General features: G+C 52.0%; 17 protein-coding genes. 6 read left to right on the top strand and 11 right to left on the bottom strand.

Annotated features, from left to right (window positions below):
• The first annotated feature begins 75 nt into the window (after positions 1 to 75).
• Entirely contained in the window at positions 76 to 1,425 is a 1,350-nt protein-coding gene (locus MKY82_RS09070; RefSeq protein WP_339295977.1) for a sugar ABC transporter substrate-binding protein, read from the top strand.
• Between the two features lie 85 nt (positions 1,426 to 1,510).
• Positions 1,511 to 4,765, top strand: a complete 3,255-nt coding sequence (locus MKY82_RS09065) for a carbohydrate-binding protein (protein WP_339295976.1) — start codon at positions 1,511 to 1,513, stop codon at positions 4,763 to 4,765.
• Between the two features lie 173 nt (positions 4,766 to 4,938).
• On the opposite strand, the gene MKY82_RS09060 is transcribed toward MKY82_RS09065, so the two are convergent.
• The 3 genes from MKY82_RS09060 to MKY82_RS09050 form a co-directional block, all read right to left on the bottom strand.
• Positions 4,939 to 5,973, bottom strand: coding sequence for an alpha/beta hydrolase family protein (locus MKY82_RS09060; RefSeq protein ID WP_194545099.1), 1,035 nt, complete (start codon positions 5,971 to 5,973; stop codon positions 4,939 to 4,941).
• A gap of 89 nt (positions 5,974 to 6,062) precedes the next feature.
• Positions 6,063 to 6,956, bottom strand: a complete 894-nt coding sequence (locus tag MKY82_RS09055; RefSeq protein WP_339295975.1) for an anti-sigma factor — start codon at positions 6,954 to 6,956, stop codon at positions 6,063 to 6,065.
• A complete protein-coding gene (locus tag MKY82_RS09050) occupies positions 6,931 to 7,536 on the bottom strand; it encodes a sigma-70 family RNA polymerase sigma factor (protein WP_339295974.1) in 606 nt (201 codons plus the stop codon). The genes MKY82_RS09055 and MKY82_RS09050 overlap by 26 nt, the downstream gene beginning before the upstream one ends.
• Before the next feature lie 229 nt (positions 7,537 to 7,765).
• On the opposite strand from MKY82_RS09050, the gene MKY82_RS09045 reads away from it, so the two are divergent.
• The 3 genes from MKY82_RS09045 to MKY82_RS09035 are packed head-to-tail and all read left to right on the top strand — an operon-like array spanning position 7,766 to position 11,026.
• Positions 7,766 to 8,929 (top strand): NEW3 domain-containing protein, encoded by a 1,164-nt coding sequence (locus MKY82_RS09045; RefSeq protein WP_339295973.1) that lies wholly within the window; start codon positions 7,766 to 7,768, stop codon positions 8,927 to 8,929.
• A gap of 5 nt (positions 8,930 to 8,934) precedes the next feature.
• Positions 8,935 to 9,957: an ABC transporter ATP-binding protein gene (locus MKY82_RS09040; protein ID WP_339295972.1), complete on the top strand. Its 1,023-nt coding sequence runs from the start codon at positions 8,935 to 8,937 to the stop codon at positions 9,955 to 9,957.
• Positions 9,923 to 11,026, top strand: coding sequence for an ABC transporter permease subunit (locus tag MKY82_RS09035; protein WP_339295971.1), 1,104 nt, complete (start codon positions 9,923 to 9,925; stop codon positions 11,024 to 11,026). Before MKY82_RS09040 ends, MKY82_RS09035 begins: the two co-directional genes overlap by 35 nt.
• A gap of 85 nt (positions 11,027 to 11,111) precedes the next feature.
• Here the strand turns inward: MKY82_RS09035 and MKY82_RS09030 are convergent, their stop codons facing one another.
• From MKY82_RS09030 to MKY82_RS08995, 8 genes are all read right to left on the bottom strand, one after another.
• Positions 11,112 to 11,921 (bottom strand): alpha/beta hydrolase, encoded by an 810-nt coding sequence (locus tag MKY82_RS09030; RefSeq protein ID WP_194545097.1) that lies wholly within the window; start codon positions 11,919 to 11,921, stop codon positions 11,112 to 11,114.
• 77 nt (positions 11,922 to 11,998) lie between these two features.
• Positions 11,999 to 12,316 (bottom strand): cupin domain-containing protein, encoded by a 318-nt coding sequence (locus MKY82_RS09025; RefSeq protein WP_194541578.1) that lies wholly within the window; start codon positions 12,314 to 12,316, stop codon positions 11,999 to 12,001.
• A gap of 179 nt (positions 12,317 to 12,495) precedes the next feature.
• On the bottom strand, positions 12,496 to 13,614 hold the full coding sequence (locus MKY82_RS09020; protein ID WP_339295970.1) for a hypothetical protein: 1,119 nt from the start codon (positions 13,612 to 13,614) through the stop codon (positions 12,496 to 12,498).
• 15 nt (positions 13,615 to 13,629) lie between these two features.
• Entirely contained in the window at positions 13,630 to 15,075 is a 1,446-nt protein-coding gene (locus tag MKY82_RS09015) for a family 43 glycosylhydrolase (protein ID WP_339295969.1), read from the bottom strand.
• Positions 15,076 to 15,091: 16 nt separating this feature from the next.
• Positions 15,092 to 15,970, bottom strand: a complete 879-nt coding sequence (locus MKY82_RS09010) for a carbohydrate ABC transporter permease (protein ID WP_071222846.1) — start codon at positions 15,968 to 15,970, stop codon at positions 15,092 to 15,094.
• A 20-nt stretch (positions 15,971 to 15,990) separates the two neighbouring features.
• Positions 15,991 to 16,884 (bottom strand): sugar ABC transporter permease, encoded by an 894-nt coding sequence (locus MKY82_RS09005; protein ID WP_233355169.1) that lies wholly within the window; start codon positions 16,882 to 16,884, stop codon positions 15,991 to 15,993.
• Positions 16,885 to 17,034: 150 nt separating this feature from the next.
• Positions 17,035 to 18,570, bottom strand: a complete 1,536-nt coding sequence (locus MKY82_RS09000) for an extracellular solute-binding protein (RefSeq protein WP_220686088.1) — start codon at positions 18,568 to 18,570, stop codon at positions 17,035 to 17,037.
• 208 nt (positions 18,571 to 18,778) lie between these two features.
• Positions 18,779 to 20,317 (bottom strand): extracellular solute-binding protein, encoded by a 1,539-nt coding sequence (locus MKY82_RS08995; protein WP_220686089.1) that lies wholly within the window; start codon positions 20,315 to 20,317, stop codon positions 18,779 to 18,781.
• Between the two features lie 198 nt (positions 20,318 to 20,515).
• Here MKY82_RS08995 and MKY82_RS08990 point away from each other — a divergent pair, with 198 nt between their 5' ends.
• On the top strand, positions 20,516 to 22,828 hold the full coding sequence (locus MKY82_RS08990; protein ID WP_339295968.1) for an AraC family transcriptional regulator: 2,313 nt from the start codon (positions 20,516 to 20,518) through the stop codon (positions 22,826 to 22,828).
• Positions 22,829 to 22,927: the final 99 nt, after the last annotated feature.

The following is a 22,927-nucleotide window of genomic DNA, read 5'->3' as shown; positions in this document are numbered from 1 at the left end:
ATGCCGACCGGGATTGACTGAAGTAAAAAACATGGGATGTTCAGTTCATTAAATTACCATTGGGGAGGTCTTTCAATGAGACAGGGTGTTAGAAGGTGGGCCAGTGGAATCATCGCTTTACTGCTATTTTCAAGTCTGCTAGCCGCTTGCGGCGGCAACAGCGGCGGAAGCTCAAGTCCGGCGAGCCCCGGAAACACGCCATCCGGGGAAGATAACACCGGGTCCAAGAAACCCGTCGAAGTCACGATGATTACCTGGGAGTCGGCGGCCATGAACGAAAAAATCATGGCATCCATGAAAAAATTCGAAGAGGAAAACCCCGACATCAAAGTGAAACTCATCCCTACTCCATTGGACAATTACGGTGTCAAGATTAACGGAATGATTACGGCGAAGAAAGCGCCTGACATCTTCATGACCGGTAACGACATGCTGCTCGATAATGCCGGCAAAGGACTTCTCTATGACTGGACGGAGCTTGCAGCACAGGACAAAGCGTTCATGGAGGGCTTTTACGACGGCGTGGTAGACAGCTGGTACTATGAAGGCAAACTGGTCGGATTGCCAGGCCTCTTGAACACCTACGGCATTTTTTACAATAAAAAATCATTCCAGGATGCAGGCCTTCCGGAACCGAAAATCGGCTGGACCTACGATGAATTCTTCACGGCGATGGAGAAACTTTCGAGCAATCAGGGCGGTGTGCAGCAATTCGGTTATTACGCCCCCCTTGACCCTTTCCACGTCTCTCTCTATTCGGTTTCCGCCGGCGGCGCTCCCTTCGCTGATGCCATCATTAATCCAACGAAGGTGGAGATCAGCGACCCGTTCAGGGAAGGCGTCGAGAAATATAAGTCAGCCATTGCAAATGGCTATATGAATCCCCCTACCTTTGATTTAACCAATGCCATGAGTTCATTCAAACAAGGTAAAGTCCCGATGACCCTCCAGGGGCAGTGGGTAGCCGATGACTTGATCCGTACGGCTCCGAAAGAATTGGAATGGGGCTACGTCCCGATGCCGGTCGTAAACAGCCAGACCGAGATTTATGACGCCGTAGGCTGGTCCAGTCCGGCAACGCTCAAAAATCCGGAAGCGGTCTGGAAAGTGCTCAAGTACCTGGATTCCAAAATGTACGAGGAAGTCCTCCCTTCAACTCCGGTGGCTCCTGCAGCCTATCAAGCCTCTTCCGCTGCTTATTACGAAGCGCTGAAAACGGCCGGACATCCTGAAGTGGGCGAAGGCCTTGATCATATCCTGAAATCCCAGAATACGCAGCCGGTTCGCTTCCTGTCGACATGGGCAGGCAAAGCGTACCCGTTCATCGAAGCATCATGGAAAAACATTCTGATGGGCAAAGCCCCGATCACCGAACTGGATGTGATGGCCGAAAAAATCAATAAAGTGATTACGACCGGCAAGTAGGTAGTAACCGGGTATCGCTAAACTCATGAAGCCGATCATGAATGGAACGGATCGGCTTCGATTTGAAAATAAAGGAGGAACATTCATGTCACTCAGATCAGGTCAACTATTCAAATTTCTGGCGGTGCCTCTGGCTATCGCGCTCATGCTCGGCTCCATGCCCGGCATCGGATCGTCCAAGGCCTACGCCTATACCGCATCGGATGGGGATACAGCGATGAGAGCATTTAACGATACATTCTGGGATCCGAACGCCAAGATGTTCTGGAAGGACTCCAAACGCGAAAAGCATCAGGACTTCTGGGTGGAAGCAGAGCTGTGGGAATTGGTCATGGATGCGTATCAGCATACATCCGATCCCGCCTTGAAAGCCGAGCTTAAAACGCAGATCGACGATGTTTATGACGGCACCGTTGCGAAGTACGGACAAGATTGGACGAATAATCCGTTCAATGACGATATTATGTGGTGGGCGATGGGAAGCGCCAGAGCCTATCAAATCACCGGGAATCCAAGATATTTGGAGGCCGCGAGAGATCATTTTGATTTTGTGTACGATACGCAGTGGGATGAAGAGTTCGCAAGCGGCGGCATTTGGTGGCTGAACAGCGAGCATAATACCAAAAATGCATGCATTAATTTCCCGGCGGCGCAAGCTGCACTTTATCTTTATGATATTACGGAAGATGAACATTATCTGAACGCGGCAACCAAAATATTCAGATGGGGCAAAACGATGCTGACGGACGGAAACGGAAAAGTGTTCGACCGGATCGAAATTGAGCATGGCGCGGTTCCGGATGCTACCCACTACAATCAGGGTACATACATCGGGTCGGCCGTCGGATTGTATAAAGCGACCGGAAATGCCGTTTACCTCGATGACGCGGTCAAGGCTGCTAAATTCACCAAAAACCATCTGGTGGATTCAAACGGGGTGCTGAATTACGAAGGACCTAACGGAGATCTGAAAGGCGGCAAAACGATCCTGATGCGAAATCTGGCCCATCTGCAAAAGACGCTGGATGAAACCGGCCAATACCCGGAATTCAGCGCTGAATTCGACGAATGGCTTGCATTCAATGTCGAGATGGCCTGGAGCCACCGCAATTCGGATCATATCGTGGATGGGAACTGGGCGGGACAACTGCTATCCGGAACCTATGAATCCTGGTCCTCAGCCGCTGCCGTTCAAGCTTTAAACGTGATCAAGCCAATGGAAGCGGAGCTTCGTTACGCCGTTAAAAACCCCTTCGAGAAAATCGAAGCGGAACGCTACAATATCGGGACCGGATTCGTTCTGGAAGGTGCGTTCGAAGGCTCGCTGCAATTAGGCGGAATCCAGCATGGCTCATATGCCGCTTACAAAAATGTGGATTTCGGATCAGAAGGCGCGATCGGCTTCATTGCCAGAGCGTCCAGCGGAACGGGCGGAGGTAACATCGAGATCCGGCTTGATTCCAAGGACGGCCCCAAAGTCGGGACGTTGAACGTAGAGGGAACGGGCGACTGGAATCGTTATATCGATGCCGTCACCCTCCTTAAGGATGACCAAGGAGCGCCAAGCACCATTACTGGCGTCCATGATCTGTATCTTGTCTTCACCAAGACGAATGACGATTATCTATTCAATTTAAACTGGATTCAATTTACGACCACGGATCCGACGGAAACTGACGCCTATGCCAAACTGAAGGCCGGAAATTATGACAGCAGCGAAGGACTTAGCAAGCATGCCGAATTCGGGTATTTGGACGGAATCCATCACAATGCCTATGCCTCTTATGAAGGAATTGATTTTGGATCCGGCGCGGCTGGTATCACTGTTCATGTGGCGAGCGGCAATCAAGGCGGAACGATCGAGGTTAAATTGGACAGTCTGGATGGACCTACCGCAGGTGTCGTTCAGATTCCAGCGCTGGGAAGCTGGGATAACTGGGTCGATATCATGGCGAATATCGATGACAGCTTGGCTGTAGGCGTTCATGACGTATACCTGGTTTTCAAGGGAACAAACGGCAGCGACTATCCTCTCAATCTGGAGTGGTTCACCTTTACCACCATGAAAGGAAAAGCAAGGGATGCTTCCGGCAAGCTGGAAGCTGAAAACTATACGAACGGGGTAGGCTTCGGCAGAGAAACCGGCGGCGGGGAAACTTACCTGGCGGGGATGTTTGGTCCGAATAACCCTTATGCCATGTACAACTATATCGATTTTGGCAGCGAAAGCCCTACGCAATTCCATGTCAACGCAGCCAGCGCCACGGCTGGCGGGACGGTCGAGGTCAGACTGGACAGTCTGGGCGGTCCGGTCATTGCAACAGCCACCGTCTCAGGGACCGGAGGTTGGCAGAATTTCAAAGTTTTCTCGACGGATGTTACTGCCCCTGTAACGGGAAAACATATTGTATTCCTGTCTTTTAAAGGCGGAGACTGGTTATATAATTTTGATAAATTCACATTTGGCGATCCGGCCGTATTTACAGAGACTCCACCTCCTCCTATACCAGAAGAGGACCATATTGCTCCCGGGGAGGTAGAGAATGTTCAGGCGAAGCGCGGCGAGGGCAGCATCACGCTGTCTTGGGATGGTCCCTATGATATCGATGCTCAAAAAGTGCAAATTACGCTGCGGAGCGATGGACAGCAGGTCGGCGACGTCATCGAGGTGAATCGGGGAATTCAAACAGCGGTGATACAGGGAATCGAGGCGGGCAAGGATTACTCGCTCTTCATCCGGTCCGTTGATCGGTCCGGGAATGTTTCGCAGGGAGTCACCATCGAGGTTACCGATTCTCCTTCCTTCTCTCTGACCGCCAATGGAAAGAGCTTGGAAGATGGCGATGCTTTGGAGGATTACATGGTCCTCAGCTTCAAAATCATGGACACTTCCGCCATTCGATTTGCCGAAATAACCATCAACGGCAAAGCCTATACGCTGGATCCATTGACCAAGGATGCCATCGACATCGATCTGGCAGGGAATTTGGGCGACATAACAGCAACCGTTACGACTGAAGATCGGTCCGGTAACAAGCTTCAGAAAACAATCCAGTTCCAAGTCATCACGAGCGTGCATTCCATGAAGCAATTAATCGCCCGATTCGTGGATTCAGGAGATGTACGCGGAGCGATCATTCCTCAGCTGACCAACGCACTTAACCAGGTACAGCATCATCTGGATAAGGGAAGACGGGATCAGGCCGTCAAGCATATGCTGAATTTCACCAAGCACCTGAACAAGGAGGCGATGGGGCGTAACGTCAGTGATCAAGCCAAAACAGCATTGAATACCGATGCTGAGTTCCTGCTCCAAGATTGGCAGGCTGGCTTGAAGTAAACAAAATACGCTAAAGCCGCAACCATGCTAACATATAAAAAAAGTGACTCCTGATGATTTGGGAGTCACTTTTTTTATATGTTAGCTGCACCCATAATATCTTGCGGTTCCATACTCGCGAGGCCTGTCACACGTAGTACTGATAAGCAGGGGCTAGGTAAACTAGATAGCCTTCACAAGTCCGGGCTGCTTAGCCGTTCAAACAACCAGTCGTACGAATACCGGCCGCTAATTTCGTGTGCTCCGGGGAACAGATCGGTTCGCAGCCTCTCCTCCGCACCGGTGCGCCGATATATTTCCCTGAGCTCATGAGCTGCTGCTTCAAAGCCAGCAGCAGGAAATATCCGATCATGGGTTCCAGACTCCAGAAACAAGGGCCTGGGACAGATCAGTCCCAACCATTCCGGCAGCTCGGCGTGGTTCAGGATGCCGGGGATGTAATTGCATACACAGTGCTGCATCGCCATAATGCTGTCCTTAAAAGTATTAGGGTACCCGGCAAGCACGGCAGCCCGTATTCGTTCATCCAGCGCCGCGCTCAAAAACGAGATTAGCCCGCCTCCCGAAAAACCCATGATGCCAATTTGGTCAGCCTGAACCTCAGGACGCTCGGCCACATACTCCAATGCCTTTAGCGTCTCGGCTACGCGGAGACCGGCGAGTGTCTTGCCATGCATCATGAGCCCGGTGGACAGCCGGTGGCAGGAGTTCGGGGCATCCGGATTCCGCGCGAGATCCGCATCAAGGCGCCGCTCACCGAAACCGGCAACATCCGGAGCGATCACCACCATGCCTCGTCGTACCAACTGGACAGCAAAATGCCGATGTATACCAGATGTATCGGGATCGCTTGATCCGTCCTGCCTCAGCCCGACAATTTCCCTGCTTCCATAGCCATGACCATGAACGGCGACGGCTGCCGGCATCGGCTTCATCTGATCCCCTTCCGGAATTAATACATATGCCGCAAAGGACACGCCCGGTATGGCGGATAACTCTACCCTCTCCCGAATATATCCGTCACACCGCTCCTGCTCAAGCAGTACAGGTTTGTGCCCTTCATTGGCTTCGAATTCGCCGATCAATTGCCGAAGCGTCTGCTTCAAATGCCCCTTGCGCTCTTCAGCACTCATGGAAACCTGCCTGTCTTTCGTTCGTCCCATTGCTTCGTTATACATGGATTCCAGCAAAGCATCCGCGCGCCACATCCCGTATTCACCGCCTTCCATTTACTCCCTGTTTTTAGACAAGGTGTTCCCCTGGATCAGATCACGCATTTCACCTGTATATCTGGGCATCAAGGCCCCATATTCACCAGGACGGCTTCGGGCCCTGTCGGTCTCCGGCTTCCCCCTTTGGGCTCCATGCTGACGACAATCCGCTTCGCTTTCTCTGCTCCGTAACCGTAATAATAGCTCTTTCCCTGCGGGCCCTGTACTAGCATAAAACCCGCGCTCGACAGCCGATCCTCATCCTGAAGCCACACCTGATAGTCTTTCTCCTCCAAGGAATGCAGGCCATTGACAACGATCAGCATTTCTCCCGAGCCGCGTTTCAACCATACTGAGCCGCTGCCGTAGAAAGGTTCAATCGGCTGTATGACATACCGCTCGGTATCCTCGCTTTGCATATCGGCAATGCGCTGGCTCACCGCATGTTCGAAGGCCGCATGAGTCTGCCCCTCGTTTCCCTTCATGACGAATAAACCCGCAATCAACAGAATGAGCAGCGCTCCCGACAACGCCTGCAGGACAACGTGCTTTTTGATTCGGAGCCGGCCTTGGATTGACCGTATATAAGCCGCACACATGAGCCTGCTGCGCACCCGGCTTTGAGGCATAGGATCATCAGAGAATTTATTCTTATTCGTTGACTCACCCATGGCCATTCCCGCGCCTGCCGGCTGTGTCGATCTGACGAGCGGTTCTCCATGATCACAGCCTCGATCCAGCTGTGACTCATCATCGACAGGATAAGAAGGCATGACGAGATCTACAGCCCCCATTAGCTTCGCCCATTCTGCCGCTGTGCCGGAACATATCTCACATTCTTTAAGATGTCGCTCGATATTCATACCCTCCGCGTACGGCAATCGCTTCATAACGTAATCAACAAGCTTTTCTTCGGGGTATAACGAGCAGTCAACGTTGTCTTGAGCGAGAAACTCATGGTCTTGCTTTGAATGTTTCATGCTGCGAGCCCCCCCCTTCCTTCCCGCTCATCGCATCCAGCCGCCGCCTGACATTGTAAATGCCGTACCGGATTAAAGATTTGACGGTTCCGACAGGCCGGTTTAACAATTCCGCCATTTCCCGGTGGGAGCGCTGCTCGACATAACTCCCGTAAACCGCCATCCTCTGAAGGGGCGGAATCCCCTGAAGCGCCTCCTTTACCTGCTCCAGCTCCACCCGGCGCAAGGCGGCCAGCTCTACCGATTCCTGACCTTCGCTCCATACCGTTTCCGGCAGAGCCTCTTCCATCCATTCGGCTTCAGCCATACGCTGCCGTTTGCGCAGCCGATCCATCGCCCTGCACCGTGTTCTCACGGCCAGCCAAGCCTCAACGCTGCCACGTGCGGGATCATACTGATCCGCCTTATGCAGCACTTCCATGAAGATATCCTGGCATAGTTCCTCCGCCTCGGCCGGATCCTTGGTCATCTGCAAAGCCAGCCGGTAAACCAGGCGGGCATGGGTATCATAGAAGCGCCGGAACGCTGTGGCCGAACCTTCTGCAATCTCCTCCAGCCACATCGCAGAATGATCGTTCATCCCCGAACTCCCCCTAACCTGTTCTCCTCTCACACATCATGATGGCCTGCCTGCGCACGGCCATTTTCGATCAATATTTTAGCAAACGCTCCTTGTGTTTTGAATAAATCGGGTCACTTTTCAGCTTCCTTTAATGAATTTTTTAGGTAATTTTAATCTTTCCGATAAATCCAAACCCGGTGCTTCCAACGTACTCATTATGAATCAATAAATTAGGAGGGGTAGTGTCATGAAATTGCTTAGAAAGAGAGCCAAGCAACTGAACCTGCTGCTCTTGTTCATCCTGGGTACTTACTTGTTTAGTGGAGGAAATACCGCGTTCGCCGCCGGGGAAATCACCTTGTACACACCTTACACCTCGATTTCCGTTCCACCGGGGGAAGTCATCAATTATCCCCTTGAAGTCAAAAACAATACGAGCGGCGTCATTACGGTCCCGCTCCAAATCAACAGCCTGCCGAGCGGCTGGAGCACCAAGCTTAACGGCGGAGGCTGGCAGCTGAAAGAAGTGTCCGTGAAGCCGGGCGAAACGGAATCGGTGTCCTTGGAGGTTACCGTGCCGCTCAAAGTAGATAAAGGCTCCTACCGGTTTCAAGTAACGGCGGGTTCCATGGCCAGTCTGCCATTAACCGTGGATATCACGGAAAAAGGAACCTATCAAACCGAGCTCACAACCGATCAAGCCAATCTGGAGGGGCATGCCGACTCCACGTTTACCTACACGGTGAATCTGCAAAACCGAACCGCCAATAAGCAAAACTATGCCCTCCAGGCCGATGCCCAGGCGGGTTGGAACGTTACATTCACCTCAGGCGGCAAGCAGGTATCCTCCGTCGAAATCGAAGCGGGTGCAAGCCAATCTATCACCGTCGATATCAAACCGCCTGCCGAAGTGACGGAAGGCTCCTTCTCTATTCCGATCCGCGCCTCCAATTCATCGACATCCTCCGAGCTTGCGCTGGAAGCCGTCATTACGGGATCTTATGGGCTGGAGCTTACAACACCAAGCGGATTGCTCAGTACAAACGTCAATGCGGGCGGCAGTAAAACCATTGAGCTGCTGGTCAAGAATACGGGGACCGCACCTCTCTCGGATATTAATCTTAGCTCCGATACGCCGGTGGACTGGGAAGTAAGCTTCAACCCGAAAACGATCGAAAATCTGCCCGCAGGCAAATCCACAACGGTTGAGGCCAAACTGACGTCAAGCGACAAAGCCATTGCGGGTGATTATGTCACCAGCCTGAAGGCTGCCGCGGCTGAAGCAAGCTCCGACGCCCAATTCCGCGTAGCCGTCAAAGGCTCTATGCTGTGGGGCTGGATCGGCGTGCTTGTCATCGTTGCTATTCTGGGAGGCATCTATGTTCTCATTCGTAAATACGGAAGGAGATAACCTTGATGGATACGGTCATTGACATTCACGAATTGACGAAGAGCTACAACGAAACGAAGGCGGTAGACCGTTTATCCCTCCAAATTAAACGCGGCGAGATCTTCGGTCTGCTCGGCCCGAACGGTGCGGGCAAGTCCACCACGATCCTGATGCTGCTCGGACTCAGCGAACCGGATTCAGGAACGATTAACGTGCTCGGCCTCAATCCGACAAGAGAACCGATCCCGGTCAAGCGGCGGGTCGGATACCTGCCTGATGACGTCGGCTTTTACGAGGACCGAACTGGATTGGAGAACCTGATGCTAACGGCCCGGCTGAATCGAATCCCCGATTCCCAAGCCCGGGAAAGGGCACTGGAGCTGTTGGAGCAAGTCGGGCTCACGCAAGCAGCCCATAAGAAGACAGGAGCCTATTCCCGCGGGATGCGACAGCGGCTCGGACTCGCGGACGTCTTGATGAAATCCCCGGAGATTATCATCCTCGATGAACCGACCTTGGGCATCGATCCAACAGGAATGGAGGAGCTGCTGCGTTTGATCCGGAAGCTAAGCCGTGAGCAGGGCCTTACCGTACTGCTATCGTCCCACCAGCTGCACCAGGTTCAGCAGATTTGCGACCGCGTCGGCCTGTTCGTGCGGGGACGGCTTCTCGCCGAAGGGGATGTCGAGGGGCTGTCCCGGACCCTGTTCGCCGATGATCCGATTATGATCACGGTGGAGCTGGAAAAGCTGCGGCCCGAATTGCGTGATGAGATCAGCGCTATCGAAGGGGTTCACCTGATCGAGGTTCCGGCTGTCGAAAGCGATCCGGCTAAGCATGCGGACACCCGGATCAGAGACCTTCCAGCTAAGGTTCTGATCCGGGCCGATAAGGATTGCAGCCCTGAAATTGCCCGAGCGGTTGTGAATGCAGGTGTCCAGCTATTCTCGCTGAACCGCCAGCAGTACGGTTTGGATGAAATCTACCACCGTTATTTTGCAGGAGGTGATGAGCATGGCAGAGCGAAGAGCGCCGAGCGTACAGGATAAGCTGGCTGACATTGGCCGCCGGCTGCAGTCCTACTCTGAAAACTTCAAAAAAACATTTTCCAAGCGAACCAACACGCCCGGTCAATCAGCGACAGGAGAATTAGTCAAATCGACCACGCCTTCAGCTTTCGGCGTGCTGGTCCGCAAAGAGATCGCGGACCATATCCGGAGCTGGCGCTTCATATTACTGCTGGGCATCATTGCCTTAACCTGCGTGGCTTCGCTTTATACGGCTATGAACAGCATCCGGGAAGCTCTCGGCTCGGAGAACGGGGTCGATGATTTTGTCATCCTGAAACTGTTCACCCTCTCGGACGGAACCCTTCCGACCTTCATCGGATTTGTTGGTTTCTTAGGTCCATTGCTCGGAATCGGCATGGGCTTTGATGCCATCAACAGTGAACGGAACAAAGGGACGCTCAGCCGAATCATGGCCCAGCCGATTCACCGCGACGACCTGCTCAATGCGAAGTTCGCCGCTTCCCTGATCGTGATCAGCATCATGTTTATCACGCTCGGGCTGCTGACCATGGCGCTGGGCACCCTGATTATCGGCATACCGCCAACCTTCGAGGAATTTTTGAGAACCATCAGCTTTCTGGTCGTGACCATTTTTTACGTTGGCTTCTGGCTGAATCTGTCCATTATGTTCTCCGTAAGATTCCGCCAGCCGGCGACTTCCGCCCTGTCAAGCATTGCGGTCTGGCTGTTCTTCAGCTTCTTTTTTGATATGATCCTGCAATTGCTGGCACGGGGATTGGCTCCGGACTCTGCCTCAGCCACGGCCCATGATGTCGTGAGCTATCAGAATCTGATGCTCTGGCTTGGCCGGCTGTCGCCATATACCCTGTTTAATGAAGCAACGAGCACTCTGCTGATGCCGTCCATCCGCAATCTCGGACCGCTCACGCAGGAGCAGGTGTACGGTGCCATTGCTAGTCCGCTGCCGTTTGGTCAAAGCCTGCTGCTCGTCTGGCCGCAAATTACCGGACTGACCGCAGCCACGCTGATCTGCTTCGCCATCTCTTACGTCCTGTTCCTCCGACAGGAGATTAGAGGCCGGTCCTGATTTTTAGGTTATGCGAACAAGCTCATCTGAATTTATCAGATGAGCTTGTTTTTTTGCATGAGTTCTCAAGTTATGCTGCTCAGTCCTACCTTCCCTGCACGACCGCTTGCGACAGGAATCCGATCTTCTGCAGCCAGCCCGCGCACAGGCCCGTCCATTGCGAAACACTGGCATCTTCTTCCGCAAGACCAAGACCATGCCGGCCCTCCGGAAAAACATGAAGCTCAAACGGGATGCGCTGCTCGCTTAGCGCTTTGGCATACATGAGGCTGTTCTCAACGGGAACCGCGCCGTCGTCAGCGGTATGCCATAGAAAGGAAGGAGGGGTCTCCGGTTTCACCGCAAGCTCAAGCGACAACGCATTTCTCAACTCTTCCGGCGGGTTCTCTCCCAACAGCCTGGACATGGAGCCCTCATGGTAATAATCCTTAAAAGAAATGACCGGGTAACACAGGATGGAAGCGTTCGGGCGGGAGCTCTGCCGGTCCACAGCATCCACGGCCTCCGGGTTTCCTTCGTCGAAATGAGTGCTGGCGCTCGCCGCGAGATGTCCGCCTGCCGAGAACCCAAGGATTCCGATACGATCCGGATCGATGTTCCACTCCTTGGCGTGATGCCTTACAAGCCGGACTGCACGCTGGGCATCGCCCAGCGGATAGGGATGGCGATAAGGGGCCACACGGTAATGAACGACAAAGGCAGATAGCCCAATTGAATTCAGCCACATGGCAATCGGATCACCCTCATGATCCGCGCGCCGCTCGTACCCGCCCCCCGGAAGCACAAGCACGGCTCCGTGAGGGGTTTCATTTTGTAATAGATAAGGTGTCATGTAGGGTGTGAACTTCTCTTCCACCGATTCTTGTCCTGGAATATTCTGTTCCCAAAGATTCATCATATCCATTCCTTTCTGTCTTCATATCCAGTCGTCTATTCATTCATTTCTTCAACATTTCTTTTAGCTTTAGGCACTCAGAGACCAAGCAAATCCAGTCTCAGCGGTGTAAACGTATCCAAAAGAGCGGAAGGTTCCAGAGCTTTTACCCCATGCTCCGCCCCGCCGGGAATGACGATGGTATCACCCTGCCGCACCAGGGTCGTCTCACCGTTGATATAAAATTCAATGGCACCCTTCAGGCAGTAGCTCATCTGCTCATGGGGATGACTATGCCAGGCACCTTCCGCCCCTTCTTCAAAATGCACCTCCATCATCATCAGCCCCGTTCCGGGTTGAAACACCTTCCTTGTCACCCCGGGCTCCGCTTGTTCCCAAACGCCGATTTCCGCCATGATCCTCCTCCTCTGCTAATCCAAGTACCGAATTTACGTGTTCATCGATTCATTAAATAAAAAAAACCTTTATACTTCTTCGCCGAAGGGGCTATGTATTCCTATTATCCAAGTCATAAAAATTCAGAGCGTCATCCCGGCTGACTGATCCAATACATCTAGAGGTCCTGGCTCATAGATCATCTGCCCGTACCTGCTCGTAGAGATGAGAACACAGAATCCGCAATATCCAGCTTTCGTCCCTGCAGCCCCCCGAGCTCATGCAGCGAATAGCGGATAAGAATCGCCTGTGTTCCCGCATTCATGTCCCCTTCAACCTCACCCTTGCCCAGTGGAACCGCCTCCGGCATGTCAGGATAATACTCACCTTGCTTCACTTGAGCCACATTCGGTGCCGGCGGGGAATGATCGATTTCCCTGGAAAAGCCGCCGTCCGCCCGCTTGAGCCGCGCCATGTTCCGCAAGGTGATTTCCGCGATCTCCAGAACGTCCTCTTCCGGAATCCGCAGCTTCATCGAGGTCAGAAGGCTGATCGGGTTCCGAATATAACACATATCAACGGCATTCTCGCTCCGCAAAGCGTGCTGCAGGGATCGGTATATTTCCGGCGTCCGTGGCAGAGGAACCTGAAACCGATTATAGAACGTCAACAGCTTGAAGGTTCCCGATATTCGCACATAAGGAGTGCCTTCACCCCACAACCCGGTTTCGGGGTCTTGTATACTTGCAAAATAAGATAGGGCTTCAGATAAGAACGACTCCCGATCCCCCGGCGTCATCTGATATAAATAGGGGGCTGAGTTACACAGCCGGTCGCAGCCGCGCCAGCTGTTCGCAAGACTGATGGAACGCAGCCACTCCGCATAAGCCTTAGGAGAACGGCAGTATGCCGGAGCCCTATTCCGATTGCCCGGCAGCGGATGCAACGGGGATGCGCCCAACGTTCGGAGTGCTCCTACGCTGTAGCCAAGTGCACGGCCCACCATCACATCGTCTTTTCTCATCTTGGGATCAGCATCATAGAAATACCCCGTCCCAGGGTCTTGCTTGGACTGGAAAAAACGCACAAGATCCGCCTTGATGCCATCGGTCAGCCTTTGCCGAAATCCGCAGCGCTCGATAATGCCCAATGCTTGTGCCGTCGATTCGATGTCCGGCGTGAACGCATCGGAATCCCTGGAACTGCGGGCGTAATAAAAACCGCCGGAAGCAGCGTCATATTGTCCTTCGAGCCATTCGAAGAAACCTTCAAACAGCCTATCGCCCCCCTCCAGAATGTTCTCTAATCCCTTTGTCATGGCCTATCCCTTCTTTCAGCTGCTGATGGCGTTATATGAAAAATCACGAAAAATCACCGTGCCTTTGCCGACGGCATCCAGTCCGATGCGGAGGCTCTGAAACCCGCCAAACGTGTTGTGATGGAATCCTGAAACATCCGCCACTTTGTCATACCGGATCCATTCCACCCCATCGAAGCTGTAATAGAATGAAACGATATGCGCATCGTTAACCAACCGCAAAAAAGCCCTGCGAGTATGGTTCTGCATCGTGCCGTAGCCCTTGAATGACCGGAAATGCCGCACTCCATGCTCGTTGACTCCCATACCAAGATATGCCGCATCGTTATAATAGAGGAGCAGGCGGCCTTCTGCCGGACCCTCCACGATGATCTCAACCTCTGCTGAATAACGCTTATGGCCCGCCATATAGAGCAGCGGAGAAGCTTTTGCCTCCTCGGAGGCGGCCTCGGCTACCAATTCATGATTCCCCGGACGGAACCGTGCAGAAGGCTCCACGCCTTCGCACTGCCAGTGCAAACCCAGCTCAGGACCGTCAAAGGAATCCCTGAATGAGGCTCCCTGATTCCCAGCATTGGTTTCTCCTTCATCATGCGGCCGATCATCGTACTGGTCAATAAGTCTCTCACGGCCTCCCGCAGCACGAAACCATCCATCGGAAGTCCATTCGATCGGTTCAAGCAAGGTCTGTCTGCCCAGTGAATGGAACCCATTGGCATAAGCATGGTAGACCATCCACCACTGGCCATCCGGCAAGTCGATCAACGAGGCGTGTCCTTTGGACCACCAGCGTTCATCCCTGGATTCCGTATGGATAATCGGGTTGTACGGAGAGTGTTCCCAGGGCCCCCATGGCGTTCTGGATCTTGACGATACGGCCATATGGCTTGTAGGCGGACCGGCCGTCCCTCCGACGGCTGCCGTCAGATAGTAATAACCATCGTGAACGGTAATTTTCGGTCCCTCCAGGCTGTACGCCTCCACGACCCAATCGTCCGGATACCGCCATCCGTTATACACATGTCTGACTTCACCCGCGACCGCGAGTCCGTCCGCCGTAAGCTCTACAAAATCACCGCCTGACATATGCAAATAACGCTTCCCGTCCGGTCCTGCCGTATGCCCCGGATCAATTCCCTTGATCCCCAGATTGATCGGTTTGCTCCACGGTCCCGCCGGGCTCGACGCGGTAACGACCCAGTTCGTCCGCCCAGCCGGATAATAAATATAATACATCCCGTTATGCACTACGAAATCCGGCGCCCACACATTTCCCTCGTAGTGGGGCAGCGCAGCCCCAACTCGGCTCCAATTGAGCAAATCGCGCGAATGCCAGATGACGAGCCCGGGCGTCAGCTTGTAGGAGGAATGCGTCATGTAATAATCCTCGCCGACCCGGATGATCGACGGGTCCGCATAATTGCCGGCAATGATCGGCGCATATCGTTTCTTTTCCAACACCAACCTTCGCTCCTCTCTATCCCTTGATGGAACCCAGCAGCGCACCCTTCGCAAAATGCTTCTGCAGGAACGGATACACACACAGAATCGGAAGCGTAGCAATGACGATGACCGCCATCTTCACCGTCTGCTCCGGCGGTCGGACAAATTCGTCCATGCCGGAGGTGTCCGCCGCCAAACCGCTGGCCAGGATGACGATCTGCCGCAGGATGACCTGCACCGGCCATTTGGCCGCATCATTCAGGTACAGAATCGCCGACATATACGTGTTCCAGTAAGTAACCGCATAAAAGAGCGATATGGTCGCAATGGCAGGCATCGACAGCGGAATCACGATTCGAAACAGGATGCCCCAATCGCCGGCCCCGTCGATCTTCGCGGATTCCTCCAGTCCCTCAGGCAGGTTCTGAAAGAAGTTTCGCATGATGATAAGATTGAAGGCATTGATCGCCGTCGGGACAATCAGGGCCGCATACGTATCGATCAGCCCCATCTCCTTCACCACGAGAAACGTTGGGATCATTCCGCCGCTGAACAGCATCGTGAACAAGACCATGAACATGATGAAATTTCGGCCATCCAGATCCCTGCGCGACAGCCCGTAGGCCATCAAGCAGGTTAACAGCATGCTGAACAAGGTGCCTAAGAAGGTGACTCCAACGGAAACGCCAAGCGAGCGAAATACCGTATTGGTTGAAAACACATATTTGTAAGCATCAAGGGACCAAACGGTCGGAAACAGGACAAACTGCTTCTGCGCCAGCTCCGTCACCGTTGTGAAGGATCCGGCGATGACGTGAAGGAAAGGCAGGATGGTAACCAGGCCAATGATCAACAGCAGCGTATAATTCACGATATCGAAGATTCGGCTCGATATCGTTTTATCTTGTACCATAGCGGTCCACCTTTCTGTAGTTAATAGATGCCTTCTTCTCCGGCTTTTTTGGCCAGCCAATTGGCCAGCATTACCAGAATGAGACCGATCAGCGATTTAAAGAACCCGACCGCCGTACTGAAGCTGAACTGACCTTGCTTAAGACCTGCGGTATAAACATACGTATCGAATATCTCCGCCACATCCCGGTTCATCGAGTTTAAGAGGAGATAGATATGTTCGAACCCAAGTTCCAGCACGTCGCCGATTTTCAAAATCAACAAAACGACGATCACGCTTCGAATCGAAGGAAGCGTAATATGCCACATTTGCCGAAAGCGGCTGGCCCCGTCAATCCGGGACGCTTCGTATAGTCCGGGATCAATCGCCGCCATGGCAGCCAAATAGATGATTGTCCCCCAGCCTGCCTCCCGCCAGATAATCTGCAGGACATACATCGGCCGGAACCATTCGCTGCTCATCAGAAAATTGATTTTTTCGAATCCGGCCATAACCAGCAATTCATTAATGATGCCGCGATCCATCGATAACATGACAAACGAGATGGATACGATGATAACCCAAGACATGAAGTGGGGAATGTACACCAGCGTCTGGATAAATCGTTTAAACACTTCGCGCCGAACCTCGTTGAGCATTAAGGCAAGAATGATCGGCACCGGAAAATAGAATGCCAGGTTCAAGAAAAACAGCAGCAGCGTGTTGCCCAAAATCGTGAAAAACATCGGCTCGGTAAACAGCCGTTCAAAATGCTTGAGCCCCACCCAGGGGCTTCCCGTAACCCCGAGATAAGCCTGATAATCCTGGAAGGCAATGATCAATCCCGACATCGGGATATATTTAAAGATCAGGAAGTATAAAAATCCCGGCAGAATCATGAGGTAGATCGCCCGGTTTTTTATTATTCTTCTCATTCGACCGGTCTCCGGTATTTTACGGGCGCTCTTGCTCAACCCGGTCTTCACTGCGGTTTCGCTCATGATCTCAGACTTCCTTTCTGTCCCGAAGCCTGCCGGAGACTGCAGCATTGCAGTCTCCGGCCGTTCGGGATGCTGGCTTGTTCATTATTTGGAAGATTCGTAGGAAACGTTGAACTCATCGATGATTTGCTGACCGCCGCTCTTAAGCCAGTTATCCACAACAGCCTGGAATCCGGCCTCATCGATATCACCAAGCATAAATCGATACGTGCCGTCTTTAATCATCTCCTGCAGCTGTACGCCCTTTTCGTTAAATGTCTTGGAATCCAGTGAAGCCGAAGGATCCTCTATGAGGTATTCATTATTCTCCATAATCATTTCCTCGGATTTCGCTTTGACCGGGAGCATATGCTTTGCCTCATAAAATCCTTCAATCGTTAATGGTCCGCCGACCTGCATGGCTTGATAAGGCTTCACTTCGCGATCAGTCAGCTTCGTGTCTTCCGAAGGGATGACCTTGCCTTCCTCCAGCTTGTGATGCTGTCCTTCAACCCCCCAATAGATGAGGTTGCCAAGTTCCGGACTCATCAACTGATCCATGAAGGCAAGCACATCCTTTAGCTCTTCTTCCGATTTGATAGCTGATTTCGGAAAGAGAATCACCGAGCCATAGCCGGGAACCGACCAGATTCCGAAGCCATTTGGGCCACCTTCGATTTTATTCTGAACATCGAGCTCCGCATCCGGATTCACTTCGACGACCTTGGGATGAAGGCTGGATACGTCCCCCATCGCTCCGATATAAACGCCCGACTTTCCGGTAATGAACAGATTTTGTTGATCGGTTTTGCTGGTAACCGGGAAATCCTGATTGATCAGGCCTTCCTGGTGAAGCTTCTTGAAGAATTTCATCGTCTCCATATATTCGGGGAACATAAATTCGGGAGCCAGCTTGCCGTCCTTCTCGCCCCAGTTATTCGGCGTGCCGAGCCACGAGCTTATCGTTTTGAATGCGCCATAAATCAGATCATTTCGATCCGTCAGCGGGATGGTGTCATCTTTGCCGTTGCCGTCAGGATCCTTCTCCTTGAACTGCTTCAGCATATTATAGAATTCGTCCACATTGGTCGGGGCGCTGAGCCCAAGCTTGTCGGCCCAATCCTTGCGGTAAATGATGCCCTGGCGTGACAAAGGAACTTCACGGTAAAGCGCATAGATTTTGCCGTCCACCGCCGTGTTCTTTAACACTTCAGGTTTCAGCTTGCTGAGGTTCGGATACTGATCCAGCAATGGCCCGATTTCCCAAAATTGCCCGTTACGGATCGCATCACGCATATTCACAAGCGAAGCAGCATTCTTCAGATACGTCACCTGCGGCAGCGTTCCGGTTGCAAAGGAGGCATTGACCTTTTCATCATAAGTGCCGTCCGGCACCCACTGAATGTCGAGCTTGGTGCCCGTTTTCTCTTCCAGCAGCTTCTCAATCATGTCGGAGGGAACTTCAGGGGTATGGAGGTTGGCCATAATCGAGATGGATACCGGTTCGTTCTTGTTCTCGCCTTGGGCCGAACTTCCGTTTGAGCTGCCGGTTGCTGCAGGGGCGGAGTTGCCGCCACAGCCAGCCAACACGGATAAAGCGGTTACAATTGCCAGGATGGTACTGGCTTTCTTCTTCTTCATCTTCTGACCTCCGTTTTAAATTTGAATAGGGACTGACAAGAAACAGCTTAGTTGAGGGAAGCCCGGTACGTATATAATCCTGAGATTGGATATGGAGAGTTCGGTCACGCCCGACATTTAATGCTGCGGAATCAAATCTAATGATTATGTTGTCAATGAGATCGCTCACGCATTGCAAAACAAAAATACCGCCGGGGAAATTAATCCCCTAGCGGTATTTATCATGTAAATAGGGTCCGACCGTGCTTCGGTAGGAAGCATTATATTCCTCGATAATCTGCCTGCCCCCCTCTTCCAGCCAACGGTCGATCTCGGCTTCGAAACCCTGCTCATCGATCATTCCTAACATAAATTGATAGGTGGCATCCCGTATGCGTTCATTCAACCTGACGCCGATTTCGTTATACATTGGAGACTCCAGCGGTGCGGTGGGATCGTAAATGAGGAAACTCTCATTATCGTAAATCAGCCGCTCGGCTTTATCCTTAACCTGATTCGTGTTAACCGGCTGCAGCATGCCCGGTATGGTGCTGAATCCTCCGGTCATCAAAGCCTGATAGGGCTTTACATCCTTTTCCCTTAATTCAAAGGCATCCACCGCCATCGCTTTGCCATTCTGAACGGTATAATGGATCCCTTCGATTCCCCAATACATCAGGTTTGCAAGTTCAGGACTCATCAGCGCGTCATAGAAGGAGAGTACGCTCTTCAACTCCTCTTCCGTAGCAATCGCGGACTTCGGAAACAGAATCACCGTCCCGTACCCCTGCGAAGCCCATATCCCGTACCCTTCCGGCCCGAGAACCCGATTGTGAACGTCCAGCACTGCCTTGGGATCATTCGCCAGCAGCCTTGACTCCAGGGACAGGACATCTCCCATCGCGCCGATATAAACCCCGGCTTTTCCCGTTACGAACAGCTCCAGCTGGTCGGTCTTGCTGGTAATCGGGAAGTCTTCATTGATCAGTCCTTCGTTATGAAGCTTCTTGAAGAACTTCATCGTTTCCATATATTTCGGAAAGACGAATTCCGGCTGCAATGAATCGTTATACCATCCCCAATTGTTCGGTGTTCCATAATAGGAGCTTATTGTCTTGAAAGCCCCGTAGATTAAATCGTTGCGATCCGTCAAACCGATGGTGTCATCGATACCGTTATTGTCCGGATCGTTATATGTAAACCCTTTCAACATTTCATATAAATCATCAAGCGTTTCCGGTGCCGATAGCCCAAGGCGATCTGCCCAGTCCTTACGGTAAATGATGCCTGAACGGGCTAAGGCTCGCTCCTGGTACAGGCTGTAGAGTTTACCGTCGATGGCCGTATTCTTCAAAACCTCGGGCTTCAATCTCTGCAAATTCGAATAGTCCTTAAGATACGGGCCGATTTCCCAGAATAGCCCGCTCCGAATCTCATCCCTGAAATAGGATAAGGATGCGGCATTCTTCAGATACAGCGCTTGCGGCAAAGTCCCTGTTGCAAGCGAAGCAAACACCTTCTCATCGTAACTCCCGTCGGGTACCCACTGAATGTTAAGCTGCACGCCCGTTTTTTCCTCGATCCATTTCTCGATCCGATCGGAGGGAACCTCGGTGGTGTGCAGGTTGGCCATAATTGAAATGCTGGTTTTGCGATCAGAAGACGTACTTCCGCCATCCGCTCCCGATGATCGTGCCATGCTGATGCACGCGGCCGACACCATCAGGATAGCAAGCGTAAGAATGACATAGTTTGACAGACGGGTCATCAATCCGTTCTACCTCCGTTCCCCCATGTTTCTTGCGGATCCCGTGTGTTTGGGATGATCCTAACATATGTACATCTTTTTTCATGACAAACCGTGATGATCAAATACAGTGATTATTCTTTTTGAAATGATTATTGAATGTAACCCGGGTTGCCCATACAATGATTATACACTTTGTTAAACAGGAAGGTGTACCTATTGCATCCAAAAAGTAGCTTTTATTCTAAAATGGTCCTGTACGGCTGTTTCATCAGCATCATTCCTCTCGTGGCCCTCGGCTTCTTCTCGTTCATGAAATCATCCACCTCCGTCCAAAATCACGTCAACAGCAGCAATATCCAGATTATGAATCAAACGAACAGCAATCTCGAACAGGTGCTGCGGACTGTGGATTATACACTGAATTACGTCATTAATTCCAATATTCTGCAAAGCGCGTTGTATCGGCCCCTGTCCTATTATGATTTCCAATTGTATAACAAACTAAGAGAAGAGATGAGTCTGCTGCAATCTCCGGAGACCAAGGTTACAGACGTCATCCTTGCGAACACGACAACCAACTGGCTGATCAATAACCGGGGCATGTACAAATTTAATGAATACGCTTCCAAGGATACGCTGTTGACACTCATGGAGCTTCAAGGGAACTCCAATTGGGTGATGCTCGAGACGGAATCTCTCGGGTCCAGCGATACGCTCAGTTATGCCTGCCCCTACACGATTGCGCTGGTGAAGAAAATGCCGCTCTCCTCCTCCAGCGCCCGGGGTGTCGCACTCGCCACCATTCCCAGCTGCAGTCTTGCGGCTATGATGGATACCCCTTCCGAAACCCGGGAGGTGATGGTTCTGGACCATAATTACCGGATCGTTGTACATCCCGAGCAAGGAAAGCTCGGGCAATATCTGACCGATACCGGGTACACGGAGACGGAGCTGGACCATTTTGACAGTAAATCGGGGCAGTTCGAGACGAAGATTGACAACAAGCCGGTGTCCGTAACGTTCGTCCGGTCCGATTTTAACGGCTGGTTGTATGCCTCCTTTACCGAAATGTCCGCCATTACCAAGGAGTCCCGCTCCATCGGCTGGTTTACGCTGTATATCTGCATGCTGATGATCGGTTTCAGCATTCTGCTGGTATGGCTTGGAACGCGGAAGATGTACACGCCAATCCGGCACATTTTTGAAAATATCGTGGAGCGTCTGCCGGAAATCCAAGCCAACAAAAAGAGCGAGCTGCAAATCATCGATGAGCATATCCGGGATATGTTCAATTCAAACACGAAGCTCCGCAGCGAGCTTCGGCAGACGAGCCAGCAGGTGCGCACCTTTTTCCTCCAAAAGCTGTTTTTGGGCAAGAGCAGTCCGCCCGAAGTCATGGAGCAGATCGAGCTGTTTGGCTTCAAGGAGCAAATATCCGCTTGGGAGCATCTGGCGGTATTCACCCTCCAGATCGACATGCTGGACGAAACCCGCTATGAGCGCAAGGATAGTGACCTGCTGCTGTTTGCCATCAACAATATTATCGAGGAGATGATCCCCTCCTCCCATCGCCTCCCCTCTGTCATTATCGATCTCACGCAGGTTACGCTCATCGGACGAGGCGGCATCACGCTGGAAGAATTCAATGACTATATCTACACATTATCGGAGGAGATCCAGAAGACGACGCGCAGTGTTCTCGATCTGGAGGTAAGCATCGGCATCAGTCTGCCTTACGAGAACCTATCCAAAACGGCACGCGCGTACCAGGAAGGGCTCGAAGCCCTTAAACACCGCATCAAGCTGGGAACCGGTGTCATTATCCCTTATTTCAGCCTGAACTCGGGCAAGCACACTCGGGTCTATTTCTACCCGATGCAGGTGGAGAACGAGCTGATTGATGCCATCAAGCTGGCTGATGAAGATCGGGCAGTGGAGCTTCTAAAGCAGTGGCTGCTCGAAGTGTTTCGGAAGGATCGGACCCCGCATGATTATCAAATCTCGCTCATCCGGCTGTTAAATGATTTGATGATCGTAATGCAGGAGAACGGGATCATGCTCGAGCAGCTCGACATCCGGGACAGCTCTCTCGTGGAGGAGCTTCTTCGGCTCTACACCAATCACGATATCGAAAGCTGGTTTAAATCACGCATCATCCGGCCGATGGTTTGTGTATTCCGGGATCGCCAGGACTCTCAATACCAGAATCTTTCCGAGCAGATGATCGAGATTATCCGCAATGAGTTTGATCGCAATATTACACTCGAGGAATGTGCTTCCCGCCTCCATTACAACAATTTTTATCTTAGCAGCGTGTTCAAAAAAGAAACCAATATGTCCTTCAGCGAATACCTGTCCCAGTACCGCTTCAAAATGTCCAAGAAATGGCTTGTTGAAACCGACATGCCCATTAAGGATATTGCGGAGAAGCTAAGTTACAACAATTCGCAGAACTTTATCCGCTCCTTCCGCAAGCTGGAGGGGATGACGCCCGGACAATATCGCAGCAAATACAAAACCGGACAATAAGCCTTAAAAAACGGCATCAGATTACCAAAAAAGGTCACCTGTGTCCCGTACTTTTCCTGCAGGAGAGAATCTACAATTAGAATAGTCACTTGTTTGTTG

It is taken from the genome of Paenibacillus sp. FSL W7-1279, assembly GCF_037969845.1.
In the GTDB taxonomy this organism is placed as follows: Bacteria; Bacillota; Bacilli; order Paenibacillales; family Paenibacillaceae; genus Paenibacillus_AQ.
The sequence above is the reverse complement of the archived record's forward strand: the minus strand, read 5'-3'. Positions and strand labels throughout refer to the sequence as shown.